Source organism: Flavobacterium sp. LM5 (assembly GCF_002017945.1).
In the GTDB taxonomy this organism is placed as follows: domain Bacteria; phylum Bacteroidota; class Bacteroidia; order Flavobacteriales; family Flavobacteriaceae; genus Flavobacterium; species Flavobacterium succinicans.
On record NZ_MUFX01000001.1, the window covers coordinates 757,191 to 769,765 of the forward strand.

A 12,575-nucleotide genomic window follows, 5' to 3' on the forward strand; every position below is an offset into this window, starting at 1 on the left:
TTTATTGTTTAAGTATTAGACTTCTATTGTTAAATATTTGACAAATGTAATAAAATACCGAAACCCGTGGTTGTTATTAATTTTAAATTAACAATATTAAGTGGTTTTTAATAATTATATCGATTTTTTTTTCTTTTTTAAAATTTGATTTAGATTAAAAGTGATTTTGTCTAATTTACAAATAAAGAGGAGATAAAAAAAAGCCTTCTCGTTTTTACTACAACAAGAAGGCTTTTGATTTGATTTTATTGAAATGCTTTGATCTTACAATCCGAAAGCAGCTTTTACTTGGTCTACGAAATCTAATTTTTCCCAAGTAAACAAATCTACAGTAACGGTTTTTGTTAATCCGCCTGGAGCAGAGAACGTTTTGGTTACGGTTTCTGGAGTACGTCCCATATGTCCGTAAGCCGCTGTTTCGCTATAAATAGGGTTTCTTAATTTCAATCGTTGTTCGATGAAGTATGGACGCATATCAAAAATTTCTTCAACTTTCTTAGCGATTTCACCGTTAGTCAAATTCACTTTTGAAGTTCCGTAAGTTTCGATGAAAATACCCATTGGTTTAGCTACACCAATTGCATAAGAAACTTGTACTAAAATTTCGTCAGCTACACCAGCAGCTACTAAGTTTTTAGCAATATGACGAGTAGCATAAGCTGCACTACGGTCTACTTTACTTGGATCTTTTCCTGAGAAAGCTCCACCACCGTGAGCACCTTTTCCACCGTAAGTGTCTACAATGATTTTTCTTCCAGTTAACCCAGTATCGCCGTGAGGTCCTCCAATAACGAATTTCCCTGTTGGGTTGATGTGGTATTGGATTTTGTCATTGAATAAATGTGCGTGCTCTGGATTTTTAGCGATAATTCTTGGAATCAAAATATCAACAATGTCTTTTTTGATTTTAGCTAACATAGCAGTTTCTTCATCGAAATCGTCATGTTGTGTAGAGATCACAATCGCATCGATACGAGTTGGTTTGTTATCATCGCTGTATTCTAAAGTTACTTGAGACTTAGCATCAGGACGCAAATAGGTGATTTCATTATTTTCGCGTCTCAATATTGCTAATTCTTGTAGCAATTTGTGCGATAAATCTAGTGCCAATGGCATGTAGTTTTCGGTTTCATTGGTAGCGTAACCAAACATCATTCCTTGGTCACCCGCTCCTTGCTCTTCCTTGCTAGCTCTATCAACTCCTTGATTAATATCAGCTGATTGTTCGTGAATAGCCGAAAGAATACCACAAGAATTGGCTTCAAACATGTATTCGCTTTTAGTGTATCCAATCTTACGAATTACTTCACGAGCAATTTGTTGTACATCTAAGTACGTATTTGATTTTACTTCACCAGCCAAAATTACTTGACCTGTAGTTACTAAAGTTTCACATGCTACTTTGGAGTCTGCATCAAAAGCTAAAAAGTTATCAATTAATGCGTCTGAAATTTGATCAGCAACTTTGTCTGGATGTCCTTCACTTACAGACTCTGACGTAAATAAATAAGCCATAATAATTTGTATTTTAATAAATTAAGCGAGAAAAGTGAGATTGCTTGAAAAAACTAAAGGGGGAGTGTTCCTGCTTTAGCATTTTTTTTATACCGAAATAAGTATCAGTATTCATAATGAATGGTTCATTATGAAGAGGTTGCAATCAGTTCAAATTTTTCCTCTGTATTCGGGCGCAAAGGTATGAAACCATTTTTAATTTCAAATTAATCTTTACTTTTTTTTAAAACTTGTTAGGTTTGTGTTGCTCTGGAGGTCAATTTGTTAGTTTTGCAGTAAACGCTTCTTAAAACTTTGTAAAATGTTTTGCGGTTTGAAAAAAACATTGCACATTTGTGAAAACAAAAAACAAATAAAATGAATTTAGTCTCTTGTAAAATGATGAAAGCCATCCAGGATCATTCCTGCGGGTTGCCTATTGCACGTATTTAAACTCATTCAAAATATAGCAAAAGCCTCCCGCCAAAAACGGGAGGCTTTTTTATTTATACAAAAAAAATAATAATTAAAATTTGAATCTTATGAAACAGATCATCCAACAACAGTCCAAATCTCTAAATGTCAAGTCTATTAAGAATGCCAAGGCAATGGTTATGGGTATGTGTATGATTGAGATGTGCTGATTCTGAAAGTAAGTTTATAAATAACTTTTTTAAACCCTTTTGGAACTATTTCTAAAAGGGTTTTTTGTTACCAAAACGATTAAAAATACAATTAAAAAAAATTAAAAAATGAGTACTACTAAATTCGCCACCAAGGCACTACATACAGGACACGATACTACTAAGACGGCTGGAACACGTGCGGTTCCTATTTTTCAAACCAGTTCTTATGTTTTTAATAATTCTGAACACGCTTCTAATTTATTCAGTTTGTCAGAAGCGGGGTTTATTTACACTCGATTGAATAACCCAACAAATGATATTTTAGAACAACGTTTAGCAGCGTTGGAAGGAGGTATTGGAGCTGTAGTTACCGCATCGGGTACAGCTGCAATAGCTACAACTTTATTGGTACTCTTAAAAGCTGGGGACCATATTGTAGCTTCCAACAGTTTGTATGGAGGGACATATAATCTTTTGAGTGTGACTTTGCCAAGACTTGGAATTACAACAACTTTCGTTGATCCATCGGAAGCGGTGAATTTTACTAAAGCCGCTACAGAAAATACGAAAGTCTTTTTTGCCGAATCGTTAGGGAATCCAAAATTAGATGTTTTGGACCTAAAAGCTATTTCGGCTGAGGCTCAATCGCTTAAAATTCCTTTCATCGTGGATAACACTGTTCCTTCTCCCTATTTGCTCAATCCGATTGAATTTGGCGCGAATATTGTAATTCACTCTTTAACGAAATACATTTCTGGAAATGGAACTTCTTTGGGAGGTGTAATCATTGATGCAGGAACTTTTGACTGGAGCAGCGGAAAATTTCCTGAGTTTACAGAACCTTCTGCAGGCTATCACGGTTTAGTGTATCACGAAGCGTTAGGGAATGCTGCTTTTATTGCCAAAGTTCGTATCGAAGGATTACGAGATTACGGAGCAGCACTGAGTCCGTTCAATGCTTTTCAAATCATTCAAGGCCTAGAAACTTTGCCCATCCGAGTCCAGAAGCACAGCGAAAACGCCTTGGCCTTGGCCCAATGGTTAGAGCAAGAAGATGCCGTTGCTTGGGTCAATTATCCAGGTTTGTCCTCGAGTAAACATTACGATTTGGTAACGCGCTATTTACCTAATGGTCAGAGTGGTATCGTAACTTTCGGACTCAAAGGAGGATTCGAAGCAGCGAAAAAAGTAGCCGATGAAACGAAGCTTTTTTCACTCTTGGCCAACATTGGAGATACGAAGTCGTTAATCATTCATCCAGCGAGTACCACACATCAACAATTGTCCGATGAAGACCAAGTAACAACAGGAGTGACCAAAGATTTGATTCGACTCTCGGTCGGATTAGAAGACATAGAAGATTTAAAAGCCGATTTAAAAGCTGTGTTCGATAGCTTTTCAGATTAAAAAAAAGATAAACATATAAAAAACAATCATCATGATAACAAATATAACCTTCCGTAAAATAGTTTCTTTCTTTAGTAGAAAAAACATCAAAAACAAAATAGAAATAGTAGACCAAACCGTACACGAGTTGATTCATCCACGTTTTATTATGGATAAATCTTCTGAAGCTACGAATGAAACTACTAAAAAATCAATGTTGTTTCATATGTATTCTAACGAAAACGATACGCTTTTCATTTAAAGAATATACCATTCAATAAGCTAACAATAACCAAGTTCACAATTGATTTGTAACTTGGTTGTTGTTTTAAAAATTTGCGTGTTAAAAAAATAAATAGTTACTTTGCAGCTTTAAGTTCACAAACGTATTGAAATGTTATAAAGAAAGGCGGAGGGATTAGACCCAATGAAGCCTTAGCAACCCTTCGGAAATCGAAGAAGGTGCTACATTCTATTCGCCTAGCGAAAAAGATAACGCAACAAAATACCTCTAGTCTCCGCTAGTTTTTCTTTCTAATGTTTCCAAATACAAATCAACAACAACAAAGATTTGAGATTGGAAAATAAACCCAACATACTTACCCTTACTAATTTTACCACCGAAAGTGGTGCTTTTTATGCTACGCTAAACTTAAGTTATCAAGTTTTTGGACCTGCTTTGCACACGGCTCCTATTGTGGTTGTAAATCACGCCTTGACAGGAAACTCACAAGTGATTGGCGCAACAGGCTGGTGGAATGATTTAATTGGTTCTGCAAAAACTATCGACACTCAAAAATATACCGTTCTCGCCTTTAATGTGCCAGGCAATGGTTTTGATGGAAGTGTTATCGAATCTTATTTGGATTTTACTGCTCGTGATGTGGCGCAGCTTTTTAATTTAGGTTTGGAACAACTCGAGATTAATAGTGTTTATGCCATTATTGGAGGCTCTGTTGGTGGAGGAATTGCTTGGGAAATGGCCGCTTTGTCGCCACAACTCGCTCAGCATTTAATTCCAATTGCAACGGATTGGAAAGCGACCGATTGGTTGATGGCCAATTGCTATTTGCAAGAACAAATTCTGAATAACTCCTCTCGCCCAATTGAAGACGCAAGAATACACGCGATGTTGTGTTACCGCACTCCAGAATCGTTTGAAGCTAAATTCAACCGAACGATTAATAGCGAATTGGGTGTTTTTAATATCGAAAGTTGGTTGGCGCATCATGGAGAGAAATTGCAACAACGGTTTCAATTGGCTTCTTATAAATTGATGAATCAGTTGTTGAAAACCATTGATATCACTCGAGGAAGAGGTTCTTTTGAAAGTGTGGTAGCGCCTATAACGGCAAACATTCATATCATTGGAATCAATACCGATTTGTTTTTTACCCCAACGGAAAACCGAAAAACAAATCTAGAATTACAACAATTACAGCTTCAAACATCGTATCAAGAAATTGATTCTATTCACGGACACGATGCTTTTTTGATAGAATTTGAACAGTTGCATCGTTTGCTTGCTACGGTTTTTGAATAGTTGAAAAAATGAGATTCCACTAAAAATTTTTTTGGAATCTTGCGTGAGGGATAGCAGCTGGCTACCAATGTAGCGCGTATAGCCCGACCCTGTTAAAGAAAGGGGCTTTGTAAACGGTGCTATAAATAAGCCCCTTTTTTTAACAGGGTCACGCCCAAATTAAAATGAGGGGAAATATAAAAATGAAGTAAATAAAAGGAGTTGAATGACTCGTAAAATAGAATAAAATGAAAATATTAAAATTCGGTGGAAAATCATTAGCGAATGGCGATGGATTGAATAAAGTTTTGGCGATACTTTTAGACAAAGTGTTGAAGGGAGAAGAATTTGCTGTGGTTGTTTCGGCAAGAGGAAATGCAACGGATGAGTTGGAAGATTTGTTAGCGATAGCGTCTAAAAATGAAAACTACAAACCTTTGTTCGAGAAATTTAAAGCCTATCAACAAGCGGATTACCCAACGGTGGATTTGTCGGAGGAATTTACCGTGCTAGAAAAATTGTTCGAAGGCGTAAGTTTGATTGGCGATTATAGCGAAAAAATCAAAGACCAAGTCTTATCGCAAGGCGAATTACTTTCGGCCAAATTGATTACAGCTATTTTGAAAGAAAAAGGTATCAACGCCAATTTTGCTGACGCTAGAGCATTAATCAAAACCGATGGAAAATTTGGTGATGCGCAACCTATTGAGCAAATTTCTAAGAAAAATGTGGTGCAGTTTTTTAAACAACACAGCGATAAAGTCAATATAATTACTGGTTTTATTGGTTCAAATAACAAAAACGAGGCAACGACTTTGGGCAGAAACGGAAGTAACTACACGGCATCGCTTTTTGCGAATTATTTAAATGCATCCGAATTGCAGAATTTTACGCACGTGGATGGAATTTATACCGCCAATCCAGAATTAGTAGAAGATGCTAAAAAAATTGACTTTTTGTCGTTTAACGAAGCCAATGAGCTAGCCAATTTTGGCGCTACTATTTTGCACGCCAAAACTATTATTCCACTTTTGGAAAAAAATATTCCGCTGCGAATTTTAAATACGTTCAATCACGAAAACAAAGGGACTTTGATTACTTCGAATGCTGGAAAGGAAGGAATTAAAACGCTTTCGGTTTTGGAGAATGTTGCTTTGGTCAATTTAGAAGGTCGAGGTTTGCTTGGAAAAACGGGTGTTGACGCGCGTATTTTTAGAGTGATGGGTGATAATGATATTAGTGTAAGTATTATTTCGCAAGGGTCATCTGAACGTGGTATTGGCTTGGTTGTTGCCGCAGACAAAGCGAGTAAAGCGATGATAGAATTGGAAAAAGAATTCGAAAATGACTTTTATTCCAAAGATGTAAATAAAATTTCGGTTACTGATGAAGTTTCAGTAATCTCGATTATCGGTCAGGATTTGAGTACGTTTCACAAACCTTACACGGCTTTAATCAAAAACAAGATTGTTCCGATTTTGTTCAACAACACCGTGACTGGGAAGAACGTGAGTTTGGTGGTGCATAAATCTGAATTGAACCGTGCGTTGAACGTAATTCACGGTGAAATTTTTGGGGTCTCGAAGAAAATTAATATTGCAATTTTCGGACACGGATTGGTAGGAGGAACGTTGATTAACCAAATTTTGGAATCGGCAGATGCGATTGAAAAACGCAAGGACATCCGATTGAATGTTTTTGCGATAGCCAATTCTAAAAATGTGTTGTTGAATAAAAATGGAGTATCGCCGAATTGGAGAAACGAGATTCAAACGCACGGACATTCCTACACTATAGATGAGGTTATTGCTTATGCCAATGAACATCATTTAGAGAATTTAATTGCTATCGATAATACGGCTAGTGCAACTTTTGTTGAAAATTATATTCCATTAATTGAAAGCAGTTTCGACTTGATTTCTTCTAATAAAGTGGCCAATACATTGAGCTATAGTTTTTATAAAAAATTGAGAAAGGTTTTGGATGAAAATCAAAAAAGTTATTTGTACGAAACCAATGTTGGTGCAGGTTTACCTTTGATAGACACCATCAAATTGTTGCATTTGTCAGGTGAAAATATCACCAAAATCAAAGGAGTATTTTCTGGCACATTAAGTTATTTGTTCAATAATTTCTCAGCCAAAGATGTTCCGTTTAGCGAAATTTTGAAAGAAGCTATCGACAACGGTTACACGGAACCCGACCCAAGAGAAGATTTATGTGGTAACGACGTAGGTAGAAAATTGTTGATTTTGGCGAGAGAATTGGATTTGCAAAACGAGTTTGATGAGATTGCAATCCAAAATTTAATTCCAGAACATTTGCGTGAAGGCGATGTGTCGACTTTCTTGAATAAACTAAAAGAGTTCGACCCTATTTATGCCAAAATAAAAGCGGAACAACAACCCAACCACGTTTTACGCTATATTGGAGAATTGTCTGGCGATTTGCAAAACGACAAAGGAAATCTAGAAGTGAAATTAGTTTCCGTACCTTCGGATACCGCTTTAGGAGGTTTGAAAGGCTCGGATTCTTTCTTCGAAATTTACACCGAATCGTATGGCGACAGACCTATTGTGATTCAAGGAGCAGGAGCAGGGTCGGCAGTGACGGCGAGAGGTGTGTTTGGAGATATTTTGAGGTTGTCGGATAAAGGGTAAAAGCCCCCTAGCCCGCCTAGGCGGGGAATGAAAAGTATTATTATATCAAGTATTAATTATAAAAAGACTTACCTCCAGTCTTATACTCCCTCCCTTTTTGGGGAGGGCTGGGGAGGGGCTGATATGAAAGTAACATTAAAAAGAGTAAACGAAAATTTCCATTTCGAGTTAAAAAATGACAGAGGTCATCTAGTAAATGTAGATGCGCGTCCTGAATTTGGTGGAAATGATATGGGACCAAGCCCAATGGAATTAGTATTGATGGGGGTTGCAGGTTGCAGTGGCATCGATATGATTTCAATTTTGAAAAAGCAACGTCAAGAAATCACCTCTTTCAAAGCTGAGGTAGAAGGAGAACGCGTACAAGTGGGCGAAGCCAAACCCTTCAAAGACATTCACGTAGTGTTTTATTTGGAAGGTGACATTATCCCAGAAAAAGCGGCTCGTGCAGCACAACTTTCTTTTGAGAAATATTGTTCTGTTTCCAAAACATTAGAACCAACCGCAACCATTCACTACAAAGTGGTTTTGAACGGAGAGGAATTATAAATTATTCAAGCAAAAAAACACAGATTGCACAGATTTACACAGATTTGTCAGTTTGTTTTTGAAATTTAAAACAATAAGAATTTGTGCAAATTCGTGCAATTCGTGTTAAAAACAAAAAAATAAATGAACGAACAAGATTTTGGTTTTGAAACCCAAGCCATTCGCGGTCAGATAGAGCGATCACAATATTTAGAGCATTCGGTGCCTTTATACTTAACCTCAAGTTTTGTGTTTGAGGATGCCGAAGATATGAGAGCTTCATTTGCAGAAGAAAAAGAGCGCAATGTATACAGCCGCTACAGCAACCCCAACACCATTGAGTTTATTGATAAAATTTGCAAAATGGAAGGTGCAGAATCCGGTTATGCTTTTGCATCAGGAATGGCTGCCATCTATTCTACGTTTGCAGCTTTACTGAAGTCGGGCGACCATATTGTTTCGTCGAGTAGTGTTTTTGGTGCTTCGCATTCTTTGTTTATGAATTATTTTCCAAAGTGGAATATCCAAACGACCTATTTTGATATCAATCAACCGGAAACTATAGAAAGCTTTATTCAGCCCAACACCAAGATTCTTTATGCCGAATCTCCAACGAATCCAGCCATTGATATCATTGATTTGGAATTATTGGGGGCCATTGCCAAAAAACACAATTTGATTTTGATTATCGATAACTGTTTTGCTACGCCATACATTCAACAACCTATCAAATGGGGAGCAGATTTGGTGATTCATTCGGCAACCAAATTAATCGATGGACAAGGAAGAGTGTTAGGAGGGATTACCGTTGGAAGGTCGGATTTGATTAAAGATATTTATCTTTTTTCTCGTTTGACAGGACCTTCTTTGTCGCCATTTAACGCTTGGGTATTGTCTAAAAGTTTAGAAACTTTGGCGGTTCGTGTCGATAGACATTGTGAAAACGCTTTGAAAGTAGCTGAGTTTTTGGAAAATCATCCGCAAGTCAATAAAGTGAAATATCCTTTCTTGAAATCGCATCCGCAATACGAAATTGCCAAAAAACAAATGAAATTAGGAGGAAACATCGTGGCCTTCGAAATCAAAGGTGGACTTGAAGCGGGAAGAGCGTTTTTGGATAAAATAAAATTGTGTTCGTTATCGCCTAATTTGGGAGACACTAGAACTATTGTAACGCATCCAGCCTCAACCACACATAGTAAATTATCAGTAGATGAGCGTTTGGCGGTTAGCATTACTGATGGTTTGGTACGTGTTTCCGTGGGATTAGAAACTGTTGAAGATGTGATTGCCGATTTAAATCAGGCGTTGTCATAAAAAGTTTTAATTATTGATTCACATACAATAACCCACGGTTGAAACTGTGGGTTTTGTGTTTATATTATTAAAAAGTATACTTTTGTTACATAATAAGGTAAAGATTGCTTTATGTAGAATCAGCAATCGGTAATCGTCAACCCCAATTAATTATGCTTTCAAAAAAAACGAAATACGGAATTAAAGCCCTTACTTTCTTAGCTCGTCGAGAAGATAACACGCCCGTTCAAATTGCCGAAATTGCTAAAGCAGAGCATATTTCTTTGAAGTTTTTGGAAAGTATTTTATTGCTATTACGGCATTCGGGTTTTTTGGGTGCCAAAAAAGGAAAAGGTGGCGGATACTATTTAATTAAAGAACCTAAAGACATTAATATGGCTAAGGTTTATCGCATACTCGAAGGACCTATTGCCTTATTGCCTTGCGCTAGCCATAATTTTTATGAACCCTGCGATGACTGTAATGACGAAGCCACATGTGCCGTCCGAAAACTGATGATGGAAGTCAGAGACAATACTTTGATGATTCTAGAGAATAACACCTTGGCAGACATTGCTTTTTAAAAATTAACCGCAAATTCACAAATTTTAACTAGGTTTTAAAATTTGCGAATTTGCGGTTCTTTGTTATGCTTTTAGTTGCCGTTTTGGTTCTAGAAAGTTTATTTAGTGGTGAGAGAAAATTAAAAAATCAATTTATACCCAACAAAAAACAGCATCATTGCTATGGCATTTCTTAGGAATAAATCTGGAACTTTTCCACTGAGCATGCTTCCTATGTAAATTCCTGGTAGAGACCCCATTAATAATTGCACTAATAGTCCATAGTCCATATTGCCCATAGATGCGTGACCAAAGCCAGCCACAAGCGTTAAAGGAACGGCGTGTGCAATTTCGGTACCTACTAATTTTGGGGTAGGTAAAAGTGGATACAAAAAAAACAGCGTTACAGTTCCCAGGGCACCAGCACCAATAGACGTCAATGTCACTGTTGCACCTAGCATCACTCCAATAGCTACAGTTAGAAAATTTTGAGTCTTACTTTCACTATGAAATTTATCTCCTGCGTGTTTTTGAGAAAATACCAATAATTTCTTTTTGAAAATTATCGCAATAGAGGTGATCAATAACGCCCAGCCTAGACTGTATTTGATGATGCTATTCAGTCCCGAAATATCAGCCTTAAAACTTTCTAAAATCCATAAGGTTACAGTAGCAGCAGGTAAACTTCCTAGCGAAAGCCATCCCACAATGGTCCAATTGATATTGCTTTTTTTATTGTGAACAAATATCCCTCCCATTTTGGTAAAAGCTGCATACAATAAATCAGTTCCTACAGCAGTTGTTGGAGGAATACCAAACCAAAGCAATATAGGAGTCATCAATGAACCCCCACCAACACCTGTCATTCCTACTACAAAGCCAACTACTAAACCAGCAATTACAAAACCTATTTGAAAATCCATTAATTTATTTTTTTTTGGCAAATATAAATAAATTTACAATAATCCTATGGATTTAGTAGAATATAATTTGCAGCTATTTAAAACAAGTTTAACTAGTTTTTGTTTTTTTAATTTGACTATTTTTGAAGTCTAAAATTGTTGCTTTTCTCCTTTTTCAAAAGAATTTTATTCCATGCCTTTATACAAAACTATAGTGCTTTCCGGAACAACCTCGCTTTATGTTTGGCATATAACTGAGCCTTTTTCAGCATTAGAGGAACAAGTAACTTTAAACCCAATAAGTCTCCAAAGGCTCGATAGAATGAAGTCACAACTGCATCAGCGCGCCTTTTTGAGTGTTAGAAAATTACTTGCCGTGGCAGGTTATACAGATTTTGATTTGTTTTATGATGCTACGGGAAAACCACATTTAAAGGATGCAAAATATATTTCTATCACTCATTCACACGAATTTGCGGCTATTATTGTAAGTGATCAAGCTGTGGGCATTGACATTGAATTGCAACGAGAAAAAATTATTAGAATAGCAGATAAATTTGTGGATACCGAAGAGTTAAGTAGATTAAAAAGCTTTTCTATTGATGATTTTGTTCGAATATTAACCGTTAAATGGGGTGCCAAAGAGGCCATTTTCAAAATATGCAACGAGAAAGGTATTAGTTTTAAAAATCATATCAAAGTCGGTCCATTTGAGTTAGGCCAAAAGGAAACTACTGCCATTTTGGATTTCGAAAAAAAGCAGCAATGCTTTACTATTTGCTTTGATGAGTTCGATTCTTTTACTTTAGTTTATGCTTTTGAAAATAATTATATTTGTATATAATAAAATCAGTTTATTTGGTCTCAAAACCCAAAAAGAATACGAAATTCCATCTGAACTAAAAAACAACAAAAAACTAACACATGAAAACTCTAGTTAAAAAGACTGTTTTTAAATCTAATGATGAGGTTATTGAATTGATGTTGGAAAGTAAAAAGCAATCTAAAATCGAAAGTCAAGAACGCTATAATACCGAAGAGTTTCAAGAGATTTTGAAAAAGTTACGCCAGTTGAAAAAAGAAAAAAAATGAGTTATCCTTTTTTATTTGATGGTGGAACTAATAATAGTTATTTTTTTGAAACGGAATTGGAAGTTGTTTATGAAATAAAATTTCGTCCTTCAGATTACTTGTTGGGAAATCCAAAGGCGCCTTACGCTCACTTAATTTTTGAATTTATTATTGAAATTGTACATAATCCTCTGGGAAAGAATCCTCCTTTAGACAAATTAGTTTCAACCACGATTTCTGATATTTTAAAAGATTTTTATTTAAAAAAAGAGCAATCTATCTGTATATATATATGCGATTCATCTGATGGAAAACAAGAACTTCGTAGACGAAAATTTGATAATTGGTTTTATACGCATAATCAATTTGGATTGGTCAAAATAGACGAACATATCCGTGATTCTAAAGGAATTTATTACCCTATTTCTTTAATTATTCAAAGAAATAATCCTTATTTTTCAGAAATAATTGATGGATTTAGTCTGCTTGCTTCACTAAGCAATGAAGATAAATAATCGTCATTAATA

At 36.0% G+C, this 12,575-nt stretch carries 12 protein-coding genes and 1 riboswitch; of the genes, 10 read left to right on the forward strand and 2 right to left on the reverse strand.

The window, feature by feature from the left end; all coding sequences use genetic code 11:
- Window positions 1-264 precede the first annotated feature (264 nt).
- Window positions 265-1,515, reverse strand: a complete 1,251-nt coding sequence (metK, locus tag BXU11_RS03145) for a methionine adenosyltransferase (RefSeq protein ID WP_078210981.1) — start codon at window positions 1,513-1,515, stop codon at window positions 265-267.
- A gap of 731 nt (window positions 1,516-2,246) precedes the next feature.
- On the opposite strand from metK, the gene BXU11_RS03150 reads away from it, so the two are divergent.
- From BXU11_RS03150 to BXU11_RS03180, 7 genes are all read left to right on the forward strand, one after another.
- Window positions 2,247-3,527, forward strand: coding sequence for an O-acetylhomoserine aminocarboxypropyltransferase/cysteine synthase family protein (locus tag BXU11_RS03150; protein WP_078210982.1), 1,281 nt, complete (start codon window positions 2,247-2,249; stop codon window positions 3,525-3,527).
- Window positions 3,528-3,558: 31 nt separating this feature from the next.
- Complete coding sequence (locus tag BXU11_RS03155) at window positions 3,559-3,768, forward strand: hypothetical protein (RefSeq protein ID WP_078210983.1); 210 nt, start codon at window positions 3,559-3,561, stop codon at window positions 3,766-3,768.
- Between the two features lie 132 nt (window positions 3,769-3,900).
- Window positions 3,901-4,005, forward strand: a riboswitch (SAM riboswitch).
- A 78-nt stretch (window positions 4,006-4,083) separates the two neighbouring features.
- Window positions 4,084-5,049: an alpha/beta fold hydrolase gene (locus BXU11_RS03160; RefSeq protein WP_139363430.1), complete on the forward strand. Its 966-nt coding sequence runs from the start codon at window positions 4,084-4,086 to the stop codon at window positions 5,047-5,049.
- Between the two features lie 227 nt (window positions 5,050-5,276).
- Window positions 5,277-7,688 (forward strand): bifunctional aspartate kinase/homoserine dehydrogenase I, encoded by a 2,412-nt coding sequence (thrA, locus tag BXU11_RS03165; RefSeq protein ID WP_078210985.1) that lies wholly within the window; start codon window positions 5,277-5,279, stop codon window positions 7,686-7,688.
- A 123-nt stretch (window positions 7,689-7,811) separates the two neighbouring features.
- Entirely contained in the window at window positions 7,812-8,237 is a 426-nt protein-coding gene (locus BXU11_RS03170; protein ID WP_078210986.1) for an OsmC family protein, read from the forward strand.
- A 123-nt stretch (window positions 8,238-8,360) separates the two neighbouring features.
- Window positions 8,361-9,533 (forward strand): PLP-dependent aspartate aminotransferase family protein, encoded by a 1,173-nt coding sequence (locus tag BXU11_RS03175; protein WP_078210987.1) that lies wholly within the window; start codon window positions 8,361-8,363, stop codon window positions 9,531-9,533.
- Window positions 9,534-9,685: 152 nt separating this feature from the next.
- Complete coding sequence (locus BXU11_RS03180) at window positions 9,686-10,096, forward strand: Rrf2 family transcriptional regulator (RefSeq protein WP_024980343.1); 411 nt, start codon at window positions 9,686-9,688, stop codon at window positions 10,094-10,096.
- Window positions 10,097-10,215: 119 nt separating this feature from the next.
- Here BXU11_RS03180 and BXU11_RS03185 read toward each other — a convergent pair whose 3' ends face one another.
- Window positions 10,216-10,998 carry a sulfite exporter TauE/SafE family protein gene (locus BXU11_RS03185; RefSeq protein ID WP_024980344.1) on the reverse strand — a complete coding sequence of 261 codons (783 nt, stop codon included), beginning with the start codon at window positions 10,996-10,998 and terminating at the stop codon, window positions 10,216-10,218.
- A 172-nt stretch (window positions 10,999-11,170) separates the two neighbouring features.
- On the opposite strand from BXU11_RS03185, the gene BXU11_RS03190 reads away from it, so the two are divergent.
- From BXU11_RS03190 to BXU11_RS03195, 3 genes are all read left to right on the forward strand, one after another.
- Entirely contained in the window at window positions 11,171-11,821 is a 651-nt protein-coding gene (locus BXU11_RS03190) for a 4'-phosphopantetheinyl transferase superfamily protein (RefSeq protein ID WP_078210988.1), read from the forward strand.
- An 80-nt stretch (window positions 11,822-11,901) separates the two neighbouring features.
- Window positions 11,902-12,069, forward strand: a complete 168-nt coding sequence (locus BXU11_RS17810; protein ID WP_155959406.1) for a hypothetical protein — start codon at window positions 11,902-11,904, stop codon at window positions 12,067-12,069.
- On the forward strand, window positions 12,066-12,563 hold the full coding sequence (locus tag BXU11_RS03195; RefSeq protein WP_024980346.1) for a DUF6169 family protein: 498 nt from the start codon (window positions 12,066-12,068) through the stop codon (window positions 12,561-12,563). Before BXU11_RS17810 ends, BXU11_RS03195 begins: the two co-directional genes overlap by 4 nt.
- The last annotated feature ends 12 nt before the right edge of the window (window positions 12,564-12,575 follow it).